Source organism: Brevundimonas pondensis, from assembly GCF_017487345.1.
Classification (GTDB): domain Bacteria; phylum Pseudomonadota; class Alphaproteobacteria; order Caulobacterales; family Caulobacteraceae; genus Brevundimonas; species Brevundimonas pondensis.
In genome coordinates, this window is the sequence record NZ_CP062006.1 from 831262 (window position 1) to 855419 (window position 24158).

Sequence of the window (24158 nt, forward strand, 5' to 3'; positions counted from 1 at the left end):
GGCGCACCCTGCGGGCGCGCAGTTTGTAAGATTGTTCCGCCATCGACCGTGTCGTGATGGAGCGGGTGAACAGTACTTACGGGGCAGATGTGGGCAATAAATCCTTCTGTATGTTTTGTATTATTGAGATTGTAGCAACAATTGCGACACGTAAATATTAATTGCGATGTTGCAATTATTTATCGCTAATTCGACTTTCTCCATGGTTTTATGTTCATTGTTTTTGTTATTTGCTCCCAGTAGCTGGGCCCGACCTGGATTTCCTTGCCGTCGAGAAGGGTAAGAATGATCTTGCGTCCGGTGCGTCGACGCATTCCTCGTACGAAGGCAAGGTTGATGATGACCGAGCGATGGCAGCGCACGAAGCGTGCCGGATCGATCCTCTGCTCCAGGGCGCTGATGGTGTCGCGCACCAGGTAGGATGCGCCGCGTGTGTGCAGTTCGACGTAGTCGCCCTGGGCCAGGATATGGTCGACCTCATCCAGGGGTTGTCGATAGAGGCCGTCGGCCCGCCTCACCCATATTTCGGTTTCATGTGAGGAGGGGGGAGATGCTTGCTGCAGCGTGGCGACCAGAGCCTGAAGCTCGGCAAAGCGCTGATCCGAGTTCCGGGCCTCCAGCCGCCCACGTGCGCGTCGGATCGCGGCGCGCAGCCGTTCGAATTCAAACGGCTTGGTCAGATAGTCGGCCGCATTGAGCTCAAAGGCCTGAACCGCATGCTGGGTGAAGGCGGTGACGAAGATGATCTCGGGGATTGTATCGCTCTGGCGCAACCGGGCGACGACGCCCAGGCCGTCCATGACCGGCATTTCGATATCGAGGATGGCGATGTCGGGCGCGAGGCTGCGGATCAACTGCAGCGCCGTTTCTCCCGAGCGCGCGGCCGCGATCAGTTCGACTTCGGGAATGCAGGCCAGGGCCTGGCGCATCCGGGCCAGGGCCAGGGGCTCGTCGTCGGCTATCAGCACCTTCATGCGGCGGCCTCGAAAGGAAGATCGAGATCGATGCGCCATCCTCCAGACGATCCGGGTCCGTATCGCAAGGAGGCGTCGGGACCGTACAACAGCCTGAGGCGCTGTTCCGCGTTGTCCAGACTTCGGCCCAGACCCTGATTCAGGAAATGCCCCCGGGTGCTGTCGTGCGGGCGCCCGGCGGCGTTGTCGCTGACCCACAACGCCAGGCGCGCGCCGTCGCGGCGGGCCCCGATCTCCAGAGTGACCGGGTCCAGCGAGCGCGCCAGGCCGTGCTTGACCGCATTCTCCACGAATGGCTGAAGGATCAGCCCCGGCACCAGGGCGCACAGGGTTTGGGGCTCGACCGCCATGCGACGCAGTAGTCGATCCGAGAAACGGATCTCCTCGATGTCGAGATAGCGGTTCTGGTTCTCGAGTTCGCTGGCCAGGCTGACGCGGTCGTGCGGCGCCGCGGCCAGGGTATGTCTGAGGAAGGCGCCGAGCCGCAAAAGGGTTGTGTCCGCCTCCTGTGTTCGTCCTTCGCCGATCAGGCTGGAGACGGCGTTCAGCGTGTTGAACAGGAAGTGAGGCTGAATCTGCAACCGAAGGGCGGCAAGCTGGGCCTGTTGGGCTGCCGCCTGGGCCTGGGCCGTTCGCGCTTGCTGGCGACGTAGGTTGTCGCTGGCGACCATGACAGCGCACAGGGCTGACCATGTCATGATCGGCCATAGAAAGGAGATGTAGGTTGAGGCGAGGTTGCGCGGACGCAGGAAATGCTCGCCCGCCTGAATGTGATAGTCAGTCAACAGACGAAAATAGCCGGCGTTCAGCACTGTGTGGATCAGGCAGACCACGAGACCCAGGGCTGCGGCGCGCCAAAACCAGGCGAAGGCGCGCGTCTCGCCAAGGCGGCGCAGGAAGAGCCACATGCTCAGGGTCAGGATGATGCCGGTGCCCAGACTGGCCAGGCGAGCCAGGATCACGCCGTCCAGTTGATTGAAGTCTGTGGGAGAGATCAGGGAACGGGCGCCGAGTTGCAGGGCGTTGATCGTCCAGAAGACGATGGTCAGCACGACCACCATGCCATCCAGTCGGCTGAAGGCCCATGGGCCTGCCCTGTGCGTCCAGTCGTCGTGCGTGTTCATTCCGCCTCCTGCATTGCGAAGAAGCATCAACGACGTCGTGGCGCAAAGCCCCGTCGGCGAAGTCGCGTCTTAACGCGACGAAGCGTCGCTTTTCGCGAGACAGGTCTGGAGTGAAATCGATGAAGCGGGGTCTTGGCGCGGTCGGAAAAGACAGGGAGCCGCCACAATGTGCCCGGTTTGGAAGAGGGGGGCGGTGATGGAACGAGACATGGACCGGATGACCGATGTGTTGTTGGCGGCTCTGGGAGAATTTGAGCGCGCGGCCCCTGGCTTGAGCCTGGGTCAGGCGGCGATGTTCCTGCATATCATCAGATGCGAGGGGGTTCGCATGACGGAGCTTTCCGCCTTGTGCGGGCGTAATGATGCGGTCGTGTCGCGTGGCGTTCGGGCCATGGCTGTCGCAGGAGAGGCCGGGACCCTGGGGAATGGGCTGGGCTTGGTGGAGCTGTCGCGCGGGCGCGACGGCCGGACGCGCCACCTTGCGCCGACGCCCGCGGGGCTGATGTTGGCGGAGCAACTACGGGCCATTCTTCACGCCGGCGATCCGGGGCGACGGGGCGCGGTGGCGGGCTAGAAGGTTCTTCGGTCCCGCGTCCAGATCCGATCCGGAGCGGCCGCGCGCGGGACGCTGCGGGGTCTGCGATCCTGAAAGCGCACGTCGAGGCGATCAAAACGCGGCTGCAGATCGGAAAGGACCCGTCGAATCTCGCTTTCCTGGGCGCGGACGTCAAAATTATCCAGCGCCTCATATTCCACGGTGATGACGGCCTTGCGCTTGATGAGCCGCGCAGGTGCGGGCCTTTGGCCGGCGTCGATGCTCTCGGGACGGGGGCTCTCCAGGCTCACTGCGTCACCAGCACTGCATCGAGGCGGTATCCTTGGCCCCAGACGTTCTGAATCGGCAGCTCCACGCCTGAATTCAGCATGACCTTTCGCTTCAGGCGGCTGATGGCCGTGCGAATATGGCCGCGAGGAAAATCATCCTCAAGAATGAAGCCGTCGACGTGTCGTGTGAAGACTTCCAGCAGCGCCTGATCCCTGCCGCTCAGGCTGATGTGTTGTCCCTTCGGCGTAATGAGGGCGCGCTGGGCCAGTTTCATGGTCCAGGTTTCGTCGAAGGTCGGCAGGACTGGCGACGGGAGGGGCGTTTCAGGCTTTCGACGTATCAGTCGATGCAAGCGCGCCAGAACTTCGCGTGGCGCGGTCTCACGTCCGACAAGATCGCCAGCGCCCATTTCAAGGACCAGAACCCGTTCAACCACTTCACCCTCCAGGGCGACGACGAGCAGGGGCGGGCTATCCGGACGGCTCAGGTCACGGACCGCGCCCAGGGCTGCACAGTTCGGCAGGCGCGCCGCGAGCACCACGGCATCGAAGTGACCGGCCAGAGAGACTTCCCTGTCACGCATATGGTCGAGAGACGTCGTCGCCGAGACGATGAAGCCGGCCCGTTCCAGGTAGCTGCCGAGCGCGTGGGGTTCGTCGTCGCCCAGGTTAATCAGAAGCAGATTGCCGGGATCGCCCGAGGACAGACGATTTTCAGGCATATCCGCCATGTGCAGATCACGGTACAGGTTCAACCTCGGCTCCGTCCTTGGAATGTCGCAGTGTCCGTATTCGTAAGGGCGTTGCGACGACTTTCGTCCGGTCAGTAGCGGGTTGTGAATTTTGTATCGTGTCTTCGTCGCTCTTGTCGTGCTCTTCGTCGTTTGACGGGGGAAGGCCCGGCTGGCTGCTTCGCGCGCCAGGACGAACTGGACGGCGGGGGCGGCAGCCAGATCGCCAGACCTCTGGGGGAGCATGACCAAAAGCGCGGATCAGCCATCGTCTTCCAGAATAGACAGGGCGTCTTCATAAAAGGCGATGCGCTGGCGTTCGAAATCCACGCCGGCCTTCAACACCAGGTGCTGCAGACGACGTCGGCGATCGGATGAAGAGGAGACGAAGTCGCGTCGCTCTATGGCCTGATAGGCGGCCAGTTTTTGCCGATGCAGACTCAGCATTTCCGTTAGCCGCTGCGCGAGGGCGCTTGGTCCGATCACGCTCTCGGCGCGCAGGCGGACCATCAATTCGTCGCGTATGGCGGGCGGATCCATGGGTTCTGCCGTCCACCGGGCGAGCTCCTCAAGGCCCTGGGGCAGGAGATCGTAGCGCCTCTTGCGACCGCGCGCGCCTTCAATGGCGACGCTTCTGACCCAGCCATTGGCTTCCAGTCGGGCCAGTTCACGATAGATCTGCTGGTGCGTCGCCTGCCAGAAATAGCCGATGGAGCGGTCGAAGCGGCTGGCGAGTTCGGACCCGGAACCGGGGCGTTCGGCAAGCGACGTCAGAAGAGCATGGGGCAGGGACATCGGGGCTGAATAGCCGAACCTCAGGAGGCCTTGAAGGCGGGCAGAAGCGTCCCGAGGCGCGCGCCCATTTCGACCGCCAGGGCCTGAACCCCGTTCATGGGGCGCATCATGACCTCGAAGTCCGTGATCAGGCCGTCCTCGTCGAAGCGGATGAAGTCGATGCCCTTCACCCCCCGGTCGCCGACGCGGGCGCTGAACTCCAGCACCACGTTCAGGCCGTCGGCCGTGGCGGCTTCGCGGTGGTAGGCGAAGTCCTGAAACACGGTGATGACCGTGCCGAGCGCCAGGATCAGGGCGTCGGCGCTGTGATAGGCCTTGAAGGCCACCGGCGAGCGGAAGGTGGCGTCCGGGTGGACGATGGCGCGCAGATCGCTCACGTCGGCGCGCGCCACCATGTCGTGCCATCTGGCCAGAGACGCGGCGGCGGCGGGGTGCAGGTTCAGCGTCGTCATGGGGTTCCCTCCCTTAGATAGCGGCGGCCAGGCGCACGCCCTGGTCGATGGCGCGCTTGGCGTCCAGTTCGGCGGCGACGTCGGCCCCGCCGATCAGGCGGACCGAGCAGCCGCGCGCGACCAGATCGTCGTGCAGGTCGCGCAGGGGCTCCTGACCGGCGCAGATAACGACATGATCGACCGGCAAGGTCTTTTCGGCGCCGTCGATGGTGACGTGCAGGCCCTGGTCGTCGATGCGATTGTACGAGACGCCGCTGGCGGTGACGACGCCGTGCATCTTCAGCGCCGCGCGATGAATCCAGCCGGTGGTGCGGCCCAGACGCTCGCCGACCTTGCCGGTCGAGCGCTGCATCAGGAAGACCTGCCGCTCGGCCGGTTCGACCTGCGGCGCGGTGCGGCCCCCGGCGGTCTTGTACTCAGGATCGACGCCCCAGGTGCGGAAGAAGCGGTCGATCGACGGCGGCTCATGGCGTTCGACCAGATACTCGCTGACGTCGTGGCCGATGCCGCCGGCGCCGATGACGGCGACAGTCTTGCCGACCGGGACCTCGTCACGCAGGACGTCGAGGTAGGACAGGGTCCTGGGGTGATCCACGCCGTCGATCTCGGGCGTGCGCGGGCTGACGCCGGTGGCCAGGACGATTTCGTCAAAGCCCTCGTCGGCCAGGGCATTCGCCTCGGCGCGGGTGTTGAGGCGGAGCTTGACCCCGGTCAGTTCCAGCTGCCTGCGGAAGTAGCGCAGGGTTTCGCCGAACTCCTCCTTGCCGGGGATTTTTCTGGCGATGTTGAACTGGCCGCCGACCTCGTTCGCGGCTTCGATCAGGGTGACGTCGTGGCCGCGTTCGGCGGCGGTGACGGCGAAGGCGAGGCCGGCCGGGCCGGCGCCGACCACGGCGATCTTTTTGGCCGTTTCAGCCGGGGCGATGACCAGTTCGGTTTCGTGGCAGGCGCGCGGGTTGACCAGGCAGGAGGTGATCTTGCCGGCGAAGGTGTGGTCCAGGCAGGCCTGGTTGCAGCCGATGCAGGTGTTGATCTCGTCGGCGCGGTTCTGACGCGCCTTCTGCACGAAGGCGGCGTCGGCCAGCAGGGGGCGGGCCATCGACACCATGTCGCAATAGCCCTCGGCCAGCAGGCCCTCGGCCACCTCGGGCGTATTGATGCGGTTGGTGGCGACCAGGGGGATGGAGACCTCGCCCTTCAGTCGTTTGGTCACCCAGGCGAAGGCGGCGCGCGGAACGCTGGTGGCGATGGTCGGGATGCGGGCCTCGTGCCAGCCGATGCCGGTGTTGAGGATGGTGGCGCCCGCCGCCTCGATGGCCTTGGCCAGTTGCACCACTTCGTCGGCGGTCGAGCCGCCCTCGACCAGATCGAGCATCGACAGGCGGTAGATGATGATGAAGTCGGGGCCGACCTTCTCACGCGTGCGGCGCACGATCTCGATCGGCAGGCGGATGCGGTTCTCATAGGCGCCGCCCCATTCGTCGTCGCGCTGGTTGGTGCGGGCGGCGATGAACTCGTTGATCAGATAGCCCTCGGACCCCATGACCTCGACGCCGTCATAGCCGGCGGACTGAGCCAGGGCCGCGCAGTTGACGAAATCGGCGATGGTCTGCTCGACCTCCTCGCCGGTAAGGGCATGGGGGCGAAGGGGGTGATGGGGGCCTGGATGGCCGAGGGGGCGACAAGGTCGGGGTGATAGGCGTAGCGGCCGAAATGCAGGATCTGCAGGGCGATCTTGCCGCCCTCGGCGTGGACGGCGTCGGTGATCCGGCGGTGATGCTCGGCCTCTTCCTCGGTGGTCAGCTTGGCGCCCCAGGGCATGGGACGGCCGCGTTCGTTGGGCGAGATGCCGCCGGTGACGATCAGTCCGACCTCGCCGCGCGCCCGCTCAGCGTAGAAGGCGGCCATGCGCTCGAAGCCGTTCTCGACCTCCTCCAGCCCGACGTGCATCGAGCCCATCAGCACCCGGTTCTTCAGGGTGGTGAAGCCCAGATCGAGCGGCTTCAGCAGTTCGGGATAGGGCATGGCGGCGGCCTGTTATGCATCCAGTTGCATAACAGGTATCGCAGTCTCGATATTATGCAATAGGTTGCAAATCGTCGTCTCGGTTGTGGAGACGCTTTAACCGCCTGTGCCTGCTCGGCTGTGTCGCCGACCATAGAGCAGGTAGAAGCCAAGCCCGACGAGATTCCAGATCAGGAACCCAAAGTGGGTCGTCTGCGGCAGGCTGAAAAGCAGATAGAGGCAACCGAGCACGGCTATGGGGCCGATGATCCAGGCGAGAGGCGTGCGGAAGCCCCGAGGCGCGTCAGGAACGCGCCGGCGCATGATCAGCATGCAGACCGCGACGGCGGTAAAGGCCACCAGCGTGCCGGCGTTGGCCAGGGCCACGATTTCGTCGAGCGGCAGGAAGACGGCGATGACGCCGACGATCGCCACTGTGAAAAGCGTGATGCGAACCGGTGCGCCCCGCGCCGAGACTTTTGAAAGGCCATGGGGCAGCAGGCCGTCGCGGGCCATGACGAAGAAGACGCGGCTCTGCCCGTAGAAGAAGGCCATGATGACTGTCGGCAGGGTGATGACCGCCGTGATCGCCAGGAAGCGGGCGGCGCCCGGCTGTTGGATTTCGCGCAGGATAAGGGCGAGTGGCTCCGGGCTGTTGGCGAAACGGGTGAAGGGTGTCGCGCCCAGCGCGGCGACGGCGATCAGGGTGTAGATCGCGGCGCAAGCGAACATGGAGCCGATTATGCCGATGGCCAGGTCGCGTTTGGGATTTTTGGTCTCCTCGGCCGCCGTGGCGATGGCGTCGAAGCCGTAGAAGGCCGAGAAAATGATAGCCGCCGCCGCCATGATCCCGCGTTCGACGCCGTCGGGGCCCATCGCGCGAGTGAAGCCGTAGGGGCTGAAGGGCTCCAGATTGGCGGCGTTGAAGTGAGGCAGGGCGAACCAGACGAACAGCGCCAGGGCCGACAGCTTCACCACCACCAGGAGCAGGGTCAGGGAGGCGCTCTTGCGAGCGCCGGCGATCAACAGGGCGCCGACGGCCATAATGATGAACAGCGCCGGCAGATTGGCGATGCCGCCTGCGTGGGGGCCCTGCATTAGCGCCATGGGCATGCCGATCCAGTTCTGCAGCAGAGGCGCGGCGTAACCGGACCAACTGACAGCCACGGCGCTGACCACCAGGCTGTACTCCAGGATCAGACTCCAGCCGACGATCCAGGCGGCGATTTCACCCATGACCACATAGCTGTAGGTGTAAGCGCTGCCCGAGGCCGGGATCATCGTCGCCATTTCGGCATAGGTCAGGGCTGCGCATGCGCAGACGAAGCCTGCGATGAGAAACGAGAGCAGGACCGCCGGCCCGGCCTTGTCGGCTCCGATGCCGATCAGGGTCAGAATGCCCGTGCCGACGATAGCGCCCACGCCCATGGCGACCAGATGAGGCCAACTCAGGGTGCGCGCCAGGGCCTGTCCCTCGCGCGGGGTTTCATCAAGGCGTTTGCGCGTGTTCCAGCGGCCCATTCGGGACTCCTGCGTGGGGCGTGATCGAGGCATAGCGAGCCAAGGCTCGGAATCCCCTTCCTCATAACCCTCTCCGGGCCGTTTCAGGACCTCCTTACCGTCAGCACACGAAAAAAGACGCCGGCGATCAGATCGCCGGCGCCGAGTTCACCGTTCAGGAGTACGGTGGAAGTCTGCTCAGAACTTGTAACGGAAGCCGGCGAACACCTGACGACCCGTGTGGTGGTGCACCGAGACCAGGTTGTAGTCGCCGACGTACTGGGTCGGCACTTCGTCGGTCAGGTTGATGCCTTCCAGCGTCAGGGTGAAGCTGTCGTTGACCTGCCACGAGGCCGAGGCGTCGACGTTGAAGGTGTCGACCACGCCCTCGATCGCATTGCCGTTGCGGCCCGGAACCTGAGTCAGGTAGCCGTCGCGGTAGGTGCCCGAGACGCGGGCGCTGAAACGCTCGTCCTCGTAGTAGAGCGTGCCGTTGTAGGCGTTCTTGGACAGTTCGGTCAGGGTGTTGGTGACGCCGTTCGGATATTCGATCTCCGAGTCCACGAAGGTGTAGTTGGCCATCACGCCGAAGTTGGACCAGATGCCGGGCAGGAAGGTGAAGGGCTGCTGGTAGGAGACTTCGAAGCCGGTCAGGTCGCCGCCTTCGGTGTTGACTGGCTGGTTGAAGACCCAGTCGGCCGAGGGCGAGCAACCGGCCACCGAGCCGCAGGCCGCGATGGCCACGCTGTCGGAAATGCCGAAGGCGTTGCCGGTGAAGGGGGCCGTGACGGCGTTGGTGGCGACGAAGCTGTCGATCTTCTTGTGGAAGACGCCCAGGGCCAGAATGGATTCCGGGGCGAAATACCATTCGACGCCGATGTCGTAGGTGGTGGCGCGCGTCGGGTCGAGCAGGGGGTTGCCCGAGTTGACGGTGCGGTTGTTGCCGGACACCGAGACGCTGCCGCCGGGGGTCAGGCTGCCCAGGCCCGGACGCGCCATGACCTTGGCGGCGGCCAGACGGATCAGGAGGTTTTCGCGCGGTTCGATGACGATGTTGGCCGAGGGCAGCCAGTCGTCATAGCTGCGGCTCGACCGCACCTGGATCGGCGTGCCGGCGGCGATCTGGTAGCCCTTGGAATACTGGTCCGTGGTGACGTATCGCACGCCGACATTGCCACGGATCGGCAAGGCGGTGTCGAGGTCGAAGTCGACCTGGGCGTAGGCGCCCGTGGTCTTTTCCTCGACCGAGCGGTTGTTGCCGCTCGCGGGCATCCAGCTCAGGGCGTAGTTGTCGAAGCCGAACAGGTCGGCCGCCTTCTGATAGTCGGGGATCAGCCAGTTCAGTGCCGTGCCCGACGGAATGTCCCAACCGTCCGAGAAGCCGACCGAGCGGCTGTAGCTTCCGATCGCCGCGGCAGCCACGGCGGCGGGGATGCAGGCCTCGGCATTGGCTGTGACCGCCAGCGGCGGGGTGCAGCTGGCCGGATCGCGGCGCTGTTCCGTCGTGGCGAAGGTATAGTCCTTGAAGAAGTAGCCGGTCTTCAGCTGGACGTTGTCGTTGATGTCGAAGACCGTGTTCACCTGGACGGTGTCATAGGTGTTGTCAGCCGTCTGCGGCCGCATGCGGATCTGCGACAGGCGCCACTGGGCCGGATCGTTGACGTCGAAGCCGTAGGTGATCAGCGGCAGGTTCGAGTTCTGGCGATAGTCATAGACGTAATTCTGCGAGTCCGTCTTGTCGAACAGCAGGGTCGTCTGGATCGGGTTGTCGTGCTCGGACTTGCTGGAGCCGACCAGGGCGTCCATGCGGAAGCGGTCGTTGAAGTCATGCTTGAAGTTCAGCGTGACCTGGGTGAACTCGGTCGACAACTCGTCGTAGCGGGACTCTGAGCGCACATCGACGTTGTCGAAGCGCCCATAGAGCATGTTGCCGTTGGCGTCGACGAAGGAGTCGCGAACGATGATGCCGTTGCGGCCGGCGTTTCCGCTGGCGCTGAAGTCCGGCGCCTGCAGGAAGTGTTCGAAGCGAGTGGCGCTGAAGTCGGCGTAGAGGACATCCAGGCTGACTTCGGTCGCATCGCTGGGGCGCCATTGCAGGGCGGCGGTGACGCCCAGGCGGTCCTGATCGTGTTCCAGAATACCGTAGCGCGGCAGGCGAGGGGTGAAGGCGTTGATCACGCCCTGGCCCTGACCGGCGCGGCCGATGTTTCCGCCCTGCCAGCGCACGGTGCTGTGGCCTTCTTCCAGGGCCTCGCGGGTCGAATAGGCGACCGAGAGCAGGGCGCCGAACTTGCCGTCGGCCCAGGTGTTGGAAATCAGGAAGGCGCCGCGCGGGTCGGCGTTCTGGGCCAGGTCATTGTAGCCGAGCTGCCCGGAGACGGCGACCGTCAGGCCGTCCTTGTAGTCGAAGGGACGCGCGGCGCGCAGATCGACCGTGGCGCCCAGCGAGCCTTCCTCGGTTTCGCCCGAGGCGGTCTTGCGCACCGTGATGCTGTTGAACAGGTCCGAGGCGAAGACGTTGAAATCGAAACCGCGGCCGCGGTTGGTGCCGCCCGAGCTGTCTGTGCCGCCGGTGGTGCCCAGGGCCTCCATGCCGTTGATGCGGATGCGGGTGAAATCGGGGCCGAGACCGCGCACCGAGATGTTGCGGCCTTCGCCGGCGTCGCGGGTGATGGCGACGCCCGGGATGCGCTGGATGGCTTCGGCCAGGTTCTGGTCCGGGAAGTCGGCGATGTCCTCGGCGACGATAACATCGACAGCGCCGGCCTCGCGCTTCTTGACGTTCAGGGCCTGGGCCAGGCTGCCGCGGAAGCCGGTGACGACGATTTCATCGACGGTTGTCGTTTCCGGCTCGGCCTGCTGCGCCTGCGCGGCGCCGGCCAGAGCGAGCGTCAGAACGCCCAAAGAGGCGCCGAGGGTCAGCGCATGGCGCGCACGGGTAGCGTGGTGGGTCATCTATATCCTCCTCCCAGTTGAGCCTTTCGGGGATCGCACGTCCCCGTTCCAGCCGCCGCGATCGCGGGAACCGGTGTCATTTGCGTTTGTCACGCTATGGCACCGGTGTCATACATAGCTACGCATAGTTTTCTGCGTGTGGCAAGGCGATGGCGAACGTCGATCCGGCGGGGTGCAAACGTCCTGACCGCGCACAGAAAAACCATGACCGACCGCATCGAGGCGGGCGGCGCACAGGGAGATGATCATGCCGACCCAGCCCCGCGCGTCTGCCACGACATGCGAATCGTCTTTCACCAGCCCGAGCATCCGCGGGCCTGTATCTCCGCTTCGAGAGTTCGCATGACCCAGCCGTTGCGCTTGAACCCCGACCGTCTGTTTCAGGCTGACGCCGACACCCGCGCCGTCGCGCGCCGTCTCTATGCCGAGGTGAAGGGGCTGCCGATCATCAGCCCGCACGGCCACACGGACCCTGCCTGGTTCGCGGGCAATGAGAACTTCGCCAACCCGGCCGAGCTATTGATCACGCCTGATCACTACGTCTTTCGCATGCTGCACTCGCAGGGCATGGCGATGGAGGACCTGGGGGTGCCGCGCGCCGACGGCGGCCCGGTCGAGGCTGATCCGCGCAAGATCTGGCGCCGCTTCGCCGAGAACTATCACCTGTTCCGCGGCACGCCCTCGCGCATGTGGCACGACTGGGTCTACGCCGAGGCTTTCGGCATCGACGTGCGCCTGTCGGCCGAGACGGCGGACCACTACTACGACGTCATCGACGCGGCGCTGCAGACCGACGCCTTCAAGCCGCGCGCCCTGTTCGACCGTTACAACATCGAGGTCCTGACCACGACGGAAAGCCCGCTCGACGCGCTGGAACACCACAAGGTCATCAAGGCCTCGGGTTGGAAGGGCAGGGTCCTGACCGCCTATCGCCCCGACCCGGTTCTGGACCCGGACTACGAGGGCTTCCGCGACAATCTGAAGATCCTGGCCGAGCAGACCGGCCGCGATACGATGTCGTGGGGCGGCTATCTGCAGGCGCTGCGCGACCGCCGGGCCTTCTTCATCGAGATGGGCGCCACCTCGACCGACCACGGCCACCCGACCGCCTTCACCGCCGACCTGTCGAAAACGGATGCCGAGGCCCTGTTCAAGCGGGTCTCGACCGCCCCGGCGACGCCAGCAGACGCCGAACTGTTCCGCGGCCAGATGCTGACCGAGATGGCCGCCATGTCGGTCGAGGACGGTCTGGTGATGCAGCTTCACCCCGGCAGCTTCCGCAACCACTCGGCCACGGTGTTCAACCGCTTTGGCCGCGACAAGGGCTGCGATATTCCGACCCAGACCGACTATGTGCGGGCGCTGAAGCCGCTGCTGGATCGGTTCGGGTCTGACACGCGCCTGACCCTGATCCTGTTTACCCTGGACGAGACCTCCTACAGCCGCGAACTGGCCCCCTTGGCTGGTCACTATCCGGCGTTGAAGTTGGGGCCGAGCTGGTGGTTCCATGACAGCCCCGAGGGCATGCGTCGTTTCCGCGAACAGGTCACCGAGACGGCGGGTTTCTACAACACCGTCGGCTTCAACGACGACACGCGCGCCTTCCTGTCGATCCCGGCGCGTCACGACGTGGCCCGGCGCATGGACTGCGGCTTCCTGGCGAAGATGGTGGTCGAACACCGGATGGAGGAGGACGAGGCCCATGAGCTGGCCCATGCCCTGACCTATGGTCTGGTCAAGGCGGCCTACAAGCTGTGACCCGCCTGAACGACGCGGCCCTGAAGGGCCTGCCCGCCGAGGTCGCGCGCCCCGCCTATGACCGTAGTCACGTGAAGACCGGCGTGGTCCATCTGGGCATCGGCGCCTTTCACCGCGCCCACCAGGCGGTGGTGTTCGACGATGCGCTGAAGAGCGGCGACCTGCGCTGGGGCGTCTTGGGCGCCTCGCTGCGCTCGCCGGGCGTGCGCGACCAACTGAACCCGCAGGACGGCCTCTACACCCTGGTCGTTCGCGACGGCTCGGATGAGCACCTGCGGGTGATCGGGGCCGGACGAGGGGTTCTGGTGGGGGCGGAAGACCCCGCAGCCCTGGTCGCCGCCATGGCCGACGCCGACGTCCATATCGTCACCCTGACCGTGACCGAGAAGGGTTATCGCCTCGACCCGGCGACCGGCGTCCTGTTGATGGACGATCCGGAGGTGGCGGCGGATCTGGCCGACATCGCCGCGCCCCGCACCGCGCCGGGCTTCATCGTCGCGGCCTTGCAGGCGCGCAAGACGGCGGGGCTGAAGCCCTTCACCGTCATCTCCTGCGACAATCTTCCGCATAACGGCCAGCGCATCCGCGCCGGGGTCATCGCCATGGCTCGCCATGTTGATCGGTCGCTGGCCGACTGGATCGAGGCCGAGGGCGCCTTTCCCCAGACCATGATCGACCGGATCGTGCCGGCGACCATCCCCGACGACGTGGCCCGGCTGAGCGCCCGCCTCGGTCTCGAGGACCAGGGCATGGTCAAGGCCGAGCCCTTCACCCAGTGGGTGATCGAGGACTGGTTCGCGGGCGAGCGGCCCGACTTTGTCGCCTTCGGCGTGCAACTGACCGACGCGGTCGCGCCGTGGGAAGACGCCAAGCTGCGCCTGCTCAACGGCGCCCATTCGGCGACGGCCTATCTCGGCGCCCTGTCGGGCAATGAGCATGTGCATGAGGCCGTGGCTGTCCCGGCCTTCCGCGCCTTTATCGAGGCTCTGTGGGACGAGGCGCAGACGACGCTGAACCCGCCGCCGGGGCTGGACGTGTCGGCCTATCGCGACGAACTGATGGCCCGCTTCTCCAACTCGGCTCTGATGCATCGGACGCGCCAGATCGCCATGGACGGCTCGCAGAAGCTGCCGCAACGGCTGCTGGCCGGCGCCGCCGAGCGATTGGCCGCCGGGCAGGGGATCGAAGCCCTGGCGCTGGGCGTCGCCGCCTGGATGCGCTGGCAGGAGGGCGTGACCGAGAGCGGAGAGACCGTGGTGGTCGACGACCCTCTGGCGGCGCGCACAGCCGAACTGATCGCGGCGTCCGAGAACGACGAGGCCGAGGTCCGCGCCCTGCTGACCCTGTCAGCGGTCTTCCCGGCATCGTTGGCGACCGATCGGCGCTTTGTCGAGGCGGTAACGGGCGCCTTCCTGTCCTTGAGAGAGAACGGCGCCGTCGAGGCCGCGCGCCGTGTGACGGAGTAGAGCATGAGCCGCGTCCTGATCCTGAACCCCGCCGATGATGTGGCCATCGCTCTGGATGACATCGCTGCAGGCGACACGCCCGAGGGTCTGGCTGCGCCCGCGCGCGCCGACATCGCCACCGGGCACAAGATCGCTCGCCATGCCGTGGAGGCGGGCGGTCTGGTCCGCCGCTATGGTCAGGTCATCGGGCGGGCGATAGCCCCCATCGAGGTAGGCGATCATGTCCACGTCCACAACCTGGCCATGGCCGAGGACGGGCGTGAGGCCGAGGTGGGGGCGGACGTCCATGCGCCGACGCCGCTGTCCGGCGCGACCTTCAACGGCATCGTCCGCGCTGACGGCCGGGTCGGCACCCGCAACTACATCGGCGTCCTGACCAGCGTGAACTGCGCGGCCACGGTGGCGCGGCGGATCGCCGACGCCTTCCCCGACGCCAGCCTGCCCAAGGGCGTGGACGGGGTGGTGGCCTTCACCCATCAGGGCGGTTGCGGCGGGTCGTCGCTGTCCAGCGACACGACCCTGCTGCAGCGGACGCTGGCGGGCTACGCCCGGCATCCGAACTTCCATTCCATCCTGATTGTCGGCCTGGGCTGCGAAGCCAATCAGATCCCGGCCTGGCTGGCCAATGAGGGTCTGGAGGCTGGACCGCACCTGCGCGCCCTGACCATTCAGGAGGCCGGGGGCACGGCCCGCGCCATCGAGGCGGGCATCGAAGTCGTGCGCGAACTGGTGGCGGAGGCCGCCAAGGTCGAGCGTCAGCCGGTGTCGGCCTCGCACCTGACGGTCGGTCTGCAATGCGGCGGGTCGGACGGCTGGTCCGGCGTGACAGCCAATCCGGCGCTGGGGGCTGCGGTGGACCTGCTGGTCGCGCACGGCGGCTCGGCCATGTTGTCGGAGACGCCCGAGATCTGGGGCGCGGAGCACCTGCTGCTGCGCCGTGCGGCCTCGCAAGAGGTAGCGGACAGGCTGAACGCCCGTCTGGAATGGTGGCGCACCTATGCCGACAAACACGGCATGGAGCTGAACAACAATCCGTCGCCCGGTAACCTGAAGGGTGGACTGACGACCATTCTGGAGAAGTCGCTGGGCGCGGTGGCCAAGTCGGGTTCGACGCCGCTGAACGACGTGATCGGTTACGCCGAGCCGCTGACGGCCAAGGGCCTGAGCTTCATGGACAGCCCCGGCTATGATCCCTGCTCGGCGACGGGCCAGATCGCCTCGGGCGCCAATTTGATCGTCTTCACCACGGGACGTGGCTCGGTCTTCGGCGCCAAGCCCGCGCCGTCGATCAAAGTCGCCTCGAACGCCAAACTGGCGAGCTGGATGGACGAGGACATGGACATCGACGCTTCGCCGGTCCTGACGGGAGTGGCGATGGAGGCGGTCGGTCGCGCCATCTTCGAGCGGATGCTGGCCGTGGCCTCGGGCGAGCCGTCCAAGTCCGAGGCTCTGGGCATCGGCGACAACGAGTTCGTGCCCTGGCAGGTCGGCGCCTATCTCTAGGCGCCAACTTTACCGCTGATCACCCCGCCAGGGTCTCGATCAGTTCGCCCATGTTGCGGATGAAGACCTGGGTCGAGACGCACTCGACCGGATAGTCGGTATTGTAGGGCGAGGTGTCCCACAGGTCGCCGACGCGGGTGGTCTGATACTCGCCGCCCGTCACCGCCGCCGGGGCCTCGCCGATATAGGGGTTCGAGGTGGTGGTCAGGGGCGAGGGCCAGTAGCCGCGCGCGTTCAGGCCCGCGACCAGTTCAGCGGCGCGGCCTGGCGCGGGCTTGGCCAGACGGCGCGCGTCCGACGACATGTCCCAGACGTCCACGTCCTGCAGGGTGAAGTATTTTGGCAGTTTCAGCGACCCGGCGCGGGCCTTCAGCGGCGAGTTGCGGCTGGCTTCCTCGGGCGACTGGGCGGCCAGTTCCTCGTACTCGCGACGCAGGGCGGCGGTGTCGACGTTGCGGAATGAGCCGTAGTGGACGATCAGGTTGTTCGGGTTGGCGTCCGCATAATATTGGCCGTTGGTGATGTTGGACCCGCGCCGGTGGATATAGACTGGGGTGTTCGAGCCTTCGAGGATGAAGGTCGGGTGGGTGCGACCCGGCGCGATCAGGTTCTGGGGCGTCTTGACCTGATCCAGCCAGTCCAGGGCCTCGGGCAGGCGCGTCAGGTATTTGCGGTCGCCGGTCAGGCGATAGAAGCCCAGCATCGACTTGATATTGGCGCCCGTGGTGTGGGTGGCGAAGGCTTGCGGCTCGATGGTGCGAGCGCCGGCCGGCTTCAGCGTGTCGGGGAAGTGCTGAAGGCCCCAGGCCGGTTGAGGCATGGGCTGCTGGGTCTTCACATAGATGTCCATGCCGCGATGGATGGCGTCCAGCAGGCGCGCATCGCCGCGACCGTTCACCGCCAGCCCCTGATAGGCGTAGAGCAGGAACTCCAGGTTCTCGCCGGCCACATCGTCGTTGAAGGTGATGTAGGGGGTGTAGTCCTCGTGGCCGTGAACGCCGCCGCCCTGGACGAAGGGATAGCGTTGGGGCCAGCCGCCGTTGGCGTACTGGGCGTCGAGGACGAACTGGATCGCCTTGTCCAGCGGGGCGCGATACTTGCGCTCGCGCTTCTCCAGATAGACCCGCAGCAGCAGTTGCGATGCCTCGGCCGTGCCCGCGTCGTCGAAGGTGGCGTTGCCGTAGTAGCGGTGGAATTCCTCCATCCGCCAGGCGTTCTTGCCATAGGTGGCGTACCAGCGTTTCAGCGACTCCTCGCCCGCCGTGTCGATGACGTAGTTCCAGCCGCCCGCCGGGTGCTGGCCGCGCACCAGGGCGTCGGTCGCGGACTTGGCCGCCTCGTAGAACTGCTCGTCGCCGGTGGCGTGATAGGCGTCGAGGAAGGCGTGACCGACCGTCGCCGTGCCCGGAGGCTGAACCCAGATCATCGTCGGCGAGGCTTCCAGTTCGCCCCAGCGGCGCGAGAAGTCGGGCAGGACGTTCCAGACATAGCCGCCCTCGACGGCGGCCTCGTCGGTCATGAAGCGGGTCGCGCGCTTCATCGCGGCAATGACGGCGGCGCGGTCGGGCGCGGCCTGAAGCACAGTCTTGGCCAGAGCAGGGGAGAGGGCAGGGGCGGAGGCGGCCGTGAAGGTCGCGGCGGCGCCGGCGGCCAGCAGGGCGCGGCGGTTCATGAGCGTCATGGTGTCTTCCTCGGATGCGTCGCCTCGCAGCTCTCGCGGCTGCTTGAATTCAGCGAAGCTAATCATGATTGACACCGGTTTCCTAGTGCCGATGCGCGACTGGAAACGCGTTGGTTTTCACGAAGCCGTCAGCGACGGATGTCAAAGCCGCCGTCACCCATGGCCGCGCGCACCTCAGCGGCGGTGAACAGGTTGAAATCGCCCGGCACCGAGTGTTTCAGACCCGCCGCCGCCAGACCGAAGTCCAGCGCTTCCTGATCCGACCAGCCGCTCCACAGGCCGAACAGCACGCCCGAGGCGAAGGCGTCGCCGCCGCCGACCCGGTCCACGACACCGGTCATGTGGATGGCCTCGGTTGAGGTCTCGACGACTTCGCCATCGGCGCCGCGCGTCAGCATGACCGCCGACAGGGCCTGATCGGCGACGCTTTCCTGCACGCGCAGGGTGCAGGCGATGCGTTGCAGGCGGGGATAGGCGTCAAAGGCGGCGGCGGCGGCCAGGCGGCGCCGGGCATGGGGATCGGCGTCCTCGAACTTCGTCTTCAGCACCAGGGCGAAGTCGCGATCGTCTGCGAAGGCGATCTCGGCCCCGGCCAGCATCTGGCTCAGGGTTCCGGGCGGATCGCCGGCCCATTGTTCCCACAGTTTGCCGCGGAAGTTGCCGTCGTAGCTGACGCGAACGCCCTTGCTGACGGCAGCCTCGACCAGCTCAACGGCCGCGCGTGAACCGTTGGGGCCGGTGGCCGGGGTGACGCCGGAAACGTGCAGCCACTCATAGCCGTCCAGCAGGGCGTCCCAGTCGAAGGCGTCGGCGACGCGCTCGACAAAGGCCGAACCGGCGCGGTCGTAGAGCACTTCGGACGGACGGCGAACGGCGCCGGGCGTCAGGAAGTAGAGACCCATGCGGCCCGGCGCGAAGATGACGGGCGCGGTGTCCACGCCGTAGCGCCGCACCTCGTCGCGCGCCGCCTGACCCAGGGCGTTGTCGGGCAGGACGGTGGCCATCGCCGCCGGCGCGCCGAAGCGGGCCAGGGCGACGGCGACATTGGCTTCGGCCCCGCCCGGACGCGCGGTCAGGGCCGGGGACTGCAGCAGCAGTTCGTTCTGATTCGGACTGAACCGCAGCAGCATCTCGCCGAAGCAAAGGATACGGCCGCCATTCTTGGGGCCTAGGCTCGCGACGCGGTCGCTCGCGGCTTGAGGCCTGGCTGCTGCTGACTGGTCTTTGGTCATGGTCTGGACGCTAGCGCGGGATCAGCGCGCCAGCCAGCCGCCGTCGACCGGCAGGGTGATGCCCTGCACATAGTCGCTGGCGCGGCTGGCCAGGAAGACGGCGGCGCCGCCCAGGTCCGTCGGATCGCCCCAGCGCCCGGCCGGAATGCGGCCCAGGATCTCCTTGGAGCGCACCGGGTCGTCCTGCAGCGCCTGGGTGTTGTCCGTGGCGAAGTAGCCGGGGGCGATGGCGTTGGCGTTGATGCCGTGTCTGGCCCACTCATTGGCCATCAGCTTGGTCAGGCCCGCCACGCCGGATTTCGACGCGGTGTAGGAAGGCACGCGGATGCCGCCCTGATAGGACAGCATCGAGGCGGTGTTGATGATCTTGCCGCCGCGTTGGTCGGCGATCATGCGCTTGGCGGTCGCCTGGCTGAGGAAGAACAGGACCTTGAGGTTGACGTTCATGACGTCGTCCCAGTCCTGCTCCGAGAAGTCCACGGCGTCGGCGCGGCGGATGATGCCGGCGTTGTTCACCAGGATGTCGACAGGGCCGAGAGCGGCGGTCGCCTCGTCCAGAATCCGTTCGACCGGTTCGATCGAGGTCAGATCCGCCTGGATCGAGACGCCCTTGCGCCCCTTCGCCAGCACCTTGCCGACCGTGTCGTCAGACGCGCGCCGGGCGACCGAGGCGACGTCGGCGCCTGCCGCAGCCAGCGCCAGGGCGATGCCCTGACCCAGGCCCGTGTTGCCCCCGGTGACCAGGGCGACCTTGCCAGTCAAGTCGAACGGATTGCTCATGACGTGGACATTTCCTCTAGATGTCGTTTTGACGTCGGGACGGGTCCCGGCTTGTCTGGGTAGGAAACCGGTGTCATATACCGACCCGGATGGCTAGGCCATAGCTGAAAACACCTCTGGATCGCTCACGCTGCCATGTCGCACCTGGGGCGCCCGAAATTCGCCGACAGTCGGCAGCAGATTGCCTAGCCCGAGAGGAAACCCAATGAAGATCGCGCTTATCATCGAGAACAGCCAGGCTGCGAAGAGCGAGACAGTGCATGCCGCCCTGACCGCCGTTGCAGAACCTCTGGGCCATCAGGTCTTTCACTATGGAATGTACACGCCTGAGGACAAGGTCTCGCTGACCTACGTCATGAACGGGCTTCTGGCGGGCATCCTGCTGAACTCGGGCGCCGCCGACTTCGTCGTTACGGGCTGCGGCACGGGCATGGGCTCCATGCTGGCCGCCAACTCCATGCCGGGCGTCTTCTGCGGCCTGGTGATCGATCCCACCGACGCCTTCCTGTTCGGTCAGATCAACGACGGAAACGCCATCTCCATGCCCTACGCCAAGGGCTTCGGCTGGGCGGCCGAGCTGAACCTGCAGGACGTCTATCGCAAGCTGTTCGAGGGCGAGCGCGGTCTGGGCTATCCCAAGGAGCGCGCCGAGATCATGGCCAAGAACCGCGGCATCCTGAAGGACCTGAAGTCCGTCACCTGCAACGACATGCTGACCGTGCTTAAGTCCATCGACCAGGACCTGCTGAAGGCGACTGTGGCCGGTGAAAAGTTCCAGGAATACTTCTTCGCCAACGCCACCGACGAGGGCATTCGCGAGAATCTGAAGAGCGTCGTCAGCGCGTAATCCGTGCTCTGAAGGGCGCAAGAACAGGCGGTCGGCGCGCAGGCGTCGACCGCCTCTGTCTTTCAAGCGGGATCGTCAGCCCAGGGACGCGGCGGAGCTGCGCACCACAAGCGCCGGCCGGACCTCAGGCTGCTGCAGCTTGGCAGGATCGACACCGCGCATGGGGGCCAGCAGCTTTTCAGCCGCCATCTGGCCCATTTCGCGGATCGGCAACCGGACTGATGTGAGGTTGGGCCAGACCCGCGCCGCCATGGGCAGGTCGTCGAAACCGACTACCGACAGGTCGCGCGGCAGTTCCATGCCCCGTTCGCGCGCCGCCTGCATGACGCCCAGGGCCATGTCGTCGTTCAGGGTGAAGATGGCGGTCGGCGGCTGGGGCAGGGACAGCAGGGCGTGGCCCGCCTCGACGCCGGATTCGTAGGTATAGGCGCCTTGAAGGTCATATTCCGGCGTCAGGGCGATGCCGCGTTCCGCCAGGGCGTCGATGAAGCCCTGACCGCGCACGGCGGAGGACCGGAATGAGGCGAGGCCGCGTACCAGGGCGATACGGCGATGGCCCAGATCAGCCAGATGACGCGCCGCTTCGGCGGCGCCGATCCAGTCGTTGGTCACAACCATGTTCTGCGGCTCATCCAGAGCCAGAGAGGCGATGCGGACATAGGGGCAGTCCAGTTCGCGCAACAGTTCGATCACTGCATCGTCTTCGGACACCGAGGGCGGCATGATGACGCCGAACAGGCGTTGACGCTCGACGAAGCCGCGAATGTCCTTGAGCAGGGTAGGGGAGTTCCGGCTGCAAGGATGGACGACCAGCTCGAGGCCCGATCCTTTCAGGGCGTCCAGGATGCCCTGCTGCATGTTGACGACATAGGTCGGGCTGGGCTGATCGTAGATCATGCCGACCAGGAAGGACCGGCGGAAGGCCAGGCCCCGCGCCTGCGGGTCGGGGATGAAGCCCAGTTCGTCGATCGCGGCCTGGACCCGCTCGCGCGTGTCCTCGCGCACGAAGGGCGACTGGTTGATGACGCGCGACACCGTCTTCTTCGAGACCTCGGCCACGCGGGCGACGTCGTTGATGGTGGCTCGCTTGCCCGGTTTGGCTGAGCGCGAATCGTCTTGCGACAACAGCGTTCCCCTTCGTGTTCTTGTTTGACACTAGGCATAGCCCCGCTTGGCGTCGCGCGCCATGGGCAGTTTTCAAGGCGGATTGACACCGGTTTCCTAACCCGCCCATTATCGGGCGTTTTCCAATGGGGCGTCATTTGACCGACCAGATCATTCTTTCGGAGCGCCAGGCATGACGGCGGCTCCCGTTCAGACGCCGAACGCCGATCAGGCTGTCGCCGAGACCTTCGTCAACGCGCGTCTCGCTGCGCGCGCTGTGCCGGGCTATCCGGGGGAAGCGCCCGGGCAGATGGCGCGCTCCTACGCCATTCAGGACGCCGCCATCGCCCTGTACCCGGACAAGGTCGTGGGCTGGAAGGTCGGCGGCGTGCCTCCGGCGCAGCAGTCGACCCTGGGCATCCACCGTCTGGCCGGCGCCATATTCGCCGGCAATGTCTGGACCACGGGCGAGGCGCCGACCCCTCTGCCCGCCATCGAGGGCGGATTCGCGGCGGTTGAGGCCGAGTTCATCGCCCGCATCGGCGCCGACGCAGACCCCGCCAAGACAGACTGGACCATCGAGGAGGCCGCCGATCAGATCGACGCCGTCTTCATCGGCGTGGAACTGGCGGGCAGTCCGCTGTCCGCCATCAACGATCTGGGCTCGGCCGTGGTCGCCTCGGATTTCGGCAACAACGGGGGTCTGGTGATCGGCCCGGAACTGACCGATTGGCGCGATCGCATGGATGCGATCCAGGTCGAAACCGTCATCGACGGCGTCAGCGTCGGCAGGGGAGGCTCGCCCTCGCTGGCCGGTGGTGCGCTGGAATCGGTGCGCTTCCTGCTGGAGCATTGCGCGCGCTGGGGCCGTCCGCTGACGGCAGGGACGCTGGTTTCGACCGGCGCCGTCACCGGCGTGCATCGCATCTACGCCGGCAGTGAGTCGACGTGCGTGTTCGAAGGCGTGGGGGAAGTCCGTTGCACGGTCGTGAAGGCCGCGCCGCATCCGACGTCAGACTAGTATCTAATCACTGCGCGAACCTGTCCGCCGTTCAGGATGGTCAAGAAGACGGGGCGCGCCGAGGAAACCAAAGGGAATGGGTCTCGTACCATGAGTGACGCTTCGAAAGCCGCACCCGCCGGGGAGGGGCCGATCCGCGTGACGGCGCCGCCGGCGGGCAAGTACCGCTGGATTGTGATGTGGCTGCTGTTCGCGGCCATGGTCATCAACTATGTCGATCGCCAGATGATCGGCTTCCTGAAGCCGACGCTGTCGACCGAGTTCGGCTGGTCCGAGACGGACTATGCCGACATCGTCTTCTGGTTCCAGGCCTCCTACGCCGTCTTCTACCTGATCTTCGGTCGGGTGATGGACAAGATCGGCGCGCGCTGGGGCCTGGGGGTCGCCTTCTTCATCTGGCAGATCGGCCACATGATGCACGGCGGGGCCCGCGATCTGTCGCACTTCATCATGGCCCGCATGATCCTGGGTGTCGGCGAGGCTGGCGGCTTCCCGGGCGGCATCAAGGCCGTGGCCGAGTGGTTCCCCAAGAAGGAACGCGCCTTCGCCACCGGCCTGTTCAACGCCGGCACCAATATCGGCGCCATTGTCACGCCCTTGCTGGTTCCGGTTCTGGTGCTCAGCTTCGGCTGGCAGATGGCCTTCGTCATTACCGGCTTGCTGGGCCTGATCTGGTTGCCGATCTGGCTGATCGTCTATCGCCGCCCGCGCGAAATGAAGACGCTGTCCACGGCCGAGCTGGAATGGATCGAGCAGGACCCCGCCGACACCGTCGAGAAGATCGGCTGGAAGAAGCTGCTGACGGTCAAGGAAACCTGGGCCTACGCCGCAGGCAAGTTCCTGATCGACCCGATCTGGTGGATGTTCCTGTTCTGGCTGCCTGACTTCCTGGGCAAGAGCTATGGTTTGGACCTGAAGACCTTCGGTCCGCCGATCGTGGCCATCTATCTGCTGTCCGACGTCGGTTCGGTCGGCGGCGGCTGGCTGTCGTCACGGTTCATGCACAAGGGCATGAGCCTGAACAAGGCGCGCAAGCTTACCATGCTGCTGTGCGCCCTGTGCGCAGTTCCGGTCGCTTTCGCCGCCTTCGCGTCCAACCTGTGGATCGCGGTGCTGATCATCGGTCTGGCCACGGCGGCTCACCAGGGCTTCTCGGCCAACCTCTACGCCTTCCCGGGCGACGTCTTCCCGCGTGGCGCTGTCGGATCGGTCGTCGGCATCGGCGGCATGCTGGGCGGCATCGGCGGCATGATCATGGCCAAGTACGCCGGCTTCGTGCTGGACAAGATCGGCACCTATACCCCGATCTTCGTGGTGGCGGCCTCGGCCTATCTGGTGGCCCTGTTGGTGATCCATCTGATCTCGCCACGATACGAACCGGCCAAGGTCTGATGACCTGACGCCGA

The 24158-nt window shown here is 65.8% G+C and carries 20 protein-coding genes; 7 read left to right on the forward strand and 13 right to left on the reverse strand.

From position 1 onward, the window contains the following. Nucleotides 1-185 precede the first annotated feature (185 nt). Together IFE19_RS04350 and IFE19_RS04355 are read right to left on the reverse strand one after the other, a co-directional pair. Nucleotides 186-974: a LytR/AlgR family response regulator transcription factor gene (locus IFE19_RS04350; protein ID WP_207826025.1), complete on the reverse strand. Its 789-nt coding sequence runs from the start codon at nt 972-974 to the stop codon at nt 186-188. Further along, nucleotides 971-2098 carry a sensor histidine kinase gene (locus IFE19_RS04355; RefSeq protein WP_207826027.1) on the reverse strand — a complete coding sequence of 376 codons (1128 nt, stop codon included), beginning with the start codon at nt 2096-2098 and terminating at the stop codon, nt 971-973. Before IFE19_RS04355 ends, IFE19_RS04350 begins: the two co-directional genes overlap by 4 nt. 328 nt (nt 2099-2426) lie before the next feature. On the opposite strand from IFE19_RS04355, the gene IFE19_RS04360 reads away from it, so the two are divergent. Continuing rightward, nucleotides 2427-2672: a hypothetical protein gene (locus IFE19_RS04360; protein ID WP_207826028.1), complete on the forward strand. Its 246-nt coding sequence runs from the start codon at nt 2427-2429 to the stop codon at nt 2670-2672. 268 nt (nt 2673-2940) lie between these two features. Here the strand turns inward: IFE19_RS04360 and IFE19_RS04365 are convergent, their stop codons facing one another. From IFE19_RS04365 to IFE19_RS04390, 7 genes are all read right to left on the reverse strand, one after another. Continuing rightward, on the reverse strand, nt 2941-3678 hold the full coding sequence (locus IFE19_RS04365) for a response regulator transcription factor family protein (protein WP_207826029.1): 738 nt from the start codon (nt 3676-3678) through the stop codon (nt 2941-2943). A gap of 237 nt (nt 3679-3915) precedes the next feature. Continuing rightward, complete coding sequence (locus IFE19_RS04370) at nt 3916-4449, reverse strand: PadR family transcriptional regulator (RefSeq protein ID WP_207826030.1); 534 nt, start codon at nt 4447-4449, stop codon at nt 3916-3918. Nucleotides 4450-4469: 20 nt separating this feature from the next. Next, complete coding sequence (locus IFE19_RS04375; protein ID WP_207826031.1) at nt 4470-4901, reverse strand: nuclear transport factor 2 family protein; 432 nt, start codon at nt 4899-4901, stop codon at nt 4470-4472. 13 nt (nt 4902-4914) lie between these two features. Next, on the reverse strand, nt 4915-6507 hold the full coding sequence (locus IFE19_RS04380) for an oxidoreductase (protein ID WP_318780473.1): 1593 nt from the start codon (nt 6505-6507) through the stop codon (nt 4915-4917). Further along, a complete protein-coding gene (locus IFE19_RS17980; protein ID WP_318780465.1) occupies nt 6423-6926 on the reverse strand; it encodes an oxidoreductase in 504 nt (167 codons plus the stop codon). The genes IFE19_RS04380 and IFE19_RS17980 overlap by 85 nt, the downstream gene beginning before the upstream one ends. 96 nt (nt 6927-7022) lie before the next feature. Next, the gene (locus IFE19_RS04385) at nt 7023-8426 is read right to left on the reverse strand and encodes an amino acid permease (RefSeq protein WP_207826032.1); all 1404 of its coding nucleotides are present in this window, start codon (nt 8424-8426) and stop codon (nt 7023-7025) included. A 177-nt stretch (nt 8427-8603) separates the two neighbouring features. After that, nucleotides 8604-11360 (reverse strand): TonB-dependent receptor, encoded by a 2757-nt coding sequence (locus tag IFE19_RS04390; protein WP_207826033.1) that lies wholly within the window; start codon nt 11358-11360, stop codon nt 8604-8606. Nucleotides 11361-11702: 342 nt separating this feature from the next. On the opposite strand from IFE19_RS04390, the gene uxaC reads away from it, so the two are divergent. From uxaC to IFE19_RS04405, 3 genes are read left to right on the forward strand one after another with little or no spacing between them, the layout of a single operon-like run. Next, nucleotides 11703-13118, forward strand: coding sequence for a glucuronate isomerase (uxaC, locus tag IFE19_RS04395; RefSeq protein WP_207826042.1), 1416 nt, complete (start codon nt 11703-11705; stop codon nt 13116-13118). Next, a complete protein-coding gene (locus IFE19_RS04400) occupies nt 13115-14584 on the forward strand; it encodes a mannitol dehydrogenase family protein (protein ID WP_207826045.1) in 1470 nt (489 codons plus the stop codon). The genes uxaC and IFE19_RS04400 overlap by 4 nt, the downstream gene beginning before the upstream one ends. A gap of 3 nt (nt 14585-14587) precedes the next feature. Then, nucleotides 14588-16087: a UxaA family hydrolase gene (locus IFE19_RS04405; RefSeq protein WP_207826047.1), complete on the forward strand. Its 1500-nt coding sequence runs from the start codon at nt 14588-14590 to the stop codon at nt 16085-16087. A gap of 19 nt (nt 16088-16106) precedes the next feature. Here the strand turns inward: IFE19_RS04405 and IFE19_RS04410 are convergent, their stop codons facing one another. The 3 genes from IFE19_RS04410 to kduD form a co-directional block, all read right to left on the reverse strand. Then, the gene (locus IFE19_RS04410; RefSeq protein ID WP_207826048.1) at nt 16107-17768 is read right to left on the reverse strand and encodes a pectate lyase; all 1662 of its coding nucleotides are present in this window, start codon (nt 17766-17768) and stop codon (nt 16107-16109) included. A 128-nt stretch (nt 17769-17896) separates the two neighbouring features. Beyond that, entirely contained in the window at nt 17897-18898 is a 1002-nt protein-coding gene (locus IFE19_RS04415) for a sugar kinase (protein WP_263972813.1), read from the reverse strand. 123 nt (nt 18899-19021) lie between these two features. Continuing rightward, on the reverse strand, nt 19022-19780 hold the full coding sequence (gene kduD, locus IFE19_RS04420; RefSeq protein WP_207826051.1) for a 2-dehydro-3-deoxy-D-gluconate 5-dehydrogenase KduD: 759 nt from the start codon (nt 19778-19780) through the stop codon (nt 19022-19024). A gap of 205 nt (nt 19781-19985) precedes the next feature. Between kduD and IFE19_RS04425 the strand changes: the two genes are divergently transcribed. Then, the gene (locus tag IFE19_RS04425; protein WP_207826052.1) at nt 19986-20627 is read left to right on the forward strand and encodes an RpiB/LacA/LacB family sugar-phosphate isomerase; all 642 of its coding nucleotides are present in this window, start codon (nt 19986-19988) and stop codon (nt 20625-20627) included. A gap of 75 nt (nt 20628-20702) precedes the next feature. Here IFE19_RS04425 and IFE19_RS04430 read toward each other — a convergent pair whose 3' ends face one another. After that, nucleotides 20703-21755, reverse strand: a complete 1053-nt coding sequence (locus IFE19_RS04430) for a LacI family DNA-binding transcriptional regulator (RefSeq protein WP_207827404.1) — start codon at nt 21753-21755, stop codon at nt 20703-20705. A gap of 169 nt (nt 21756-21924) precedes the next feature. Between IFE19_RS04430 and IFE19_RS04435 the strand changes: the two genes are divergently transcribed. Then, the gene (locus tag IFE19_RS04435) at nt 21925-22752 is read left to right on the forward strand and encodes a 2-keto-4-pentenoate hydratase (RefSeq protein ID WP_207826053.1); all 828 of its coding nucleotides are present in this window, start codon (nt 21925-21927) and stop codon (nt 22750-22752) included. Nucleotides 22753-22929: 177 nt separating this feature from the next. Next, the gene (locus IFE19_RS04440) at nt 22930-24144 is read left to right on the forward strand and encodes an MFS transporter (protein ID WP_225910480.1); all 1215 of its coding nucleotides are present in this window, start codon (nt 22930-22932) and stop codon (nt 24142-24144) included. Nucleotides 24145-24158: the final 14 nt, after the last annotated feature.

Bases quoted from the DNA above. Each gene is read 5' to 3' on its own strand.
- IFE19_RS04425 (WP_207826052.1), top strand. From the start codon at position 19,986: ATGAAGATCGCGCTTATCATCGAGAACAGCCAGGCTGCGAAGAGCGAG.
- uxaC (WP_207826042.1), top strand. From the start codon at position 11,703: ATGACCCAGCCGTTGCGCTTGAACCCCGACCGTCTGTTTCAGGCTGAC.
- kduD (WP_207826051.1), bottom strand. From the start codon at position 19,780: ATGAGCAATCCGTTCGACTTGACTGGCAAGGTCGCCCTGGTCACCGGG.
- IFE19_RS04375 (WP_207826031.1), bottom strand. From the start codon at position 4,901: ATGACGACGCTGAACCTGCACCCCGCCGCCGCCGCGTCTCTGGCCAGA.
- IFE19_RS04405 (WP_207826047.1), top strand. From the start codon at position 14,588: ATGAGCCGCGTCCTGATCCTGAACCCCGCCGATGATGTGGCCATCGCT.
- IFE19_RS17980 (WP_318780465.1), bottom strand. From the start codon at position 6,926: ATGCCCTATCCCGAACTGCTGAAGCCGCTCGATCTGGGCTTCACCACC.
- IFE19_RS04385 (WP_207826032.1), bottom strand. From the start codon at position 8,426: ATGGGCCGCTGGAACACGCGCAAACGCCTTGATGAAACCCCGCGCGAG.
- IFE19_RS04410 (WP_207826048.1), bottom strand. From the start codon at position 17,768: ATGACGCTCATGAACCGCCGCGCCCTGCTGGCCGCCGGCGCCGCCGCG.
- IFE19_RS04360 (WP_207826028.1), top strand. From the start codon at position 2,427: ATGACGGAGCTTTCCGCCTTGTGCGGGCGTAATGATGCGGTCGTGTCG.
- IFE19_RS04350 (WP_207826025.1), bottom strand. From the start codon at position 974: ATGAAGGTGCTGATAGCCGACGACGAGCCCCTGGCCCTGGCCCGGATG.
- IFE19_RS04435 (WP_207826053.1), top strand. From the start codon at position 21,925: ATGACGGCGGCTCCCGTTCAGACGCCGAACGCCGATCAGGCTGTCGCC.
- IFE19_RS04355 (WP_207826027.1), bottom strand. From the start codon at position 2,098: ATGAACACGCACGACGACTGGACGCACAGGGCAGGCCCATGGGCCTTC.
- IFE19_RS04415 (WP_263972813.1), bottom strand. From the start codon at position 18,898: ATGCTGCTGCGGTTCAGTCCGAATCAGAACGAACTGCTGCTGCAGTCC.
- IFE19_RS04370 (WP_207826030.1), bottom strand. From the start codon at position 4,449: ATGTCCCTGCCCCATGCTCTTCTGACGTCGCTTGCCGAACGCCCCGGT.
- IFE19_RS04390 (WP_207826033.1), bottom strand. From the start codon at position 11,360: ATGACCCACCACGCTACCCGTGCGCGCCATGCGCTGACCCTCGGCGCC.
- IFE19_RS04440 (WP_225910480.1), top strand. From the start codon at position 22,930: ATGTGGCTGCTGTTCGCGGCCATGGTCATCAACTATGTCGATCGCCAG.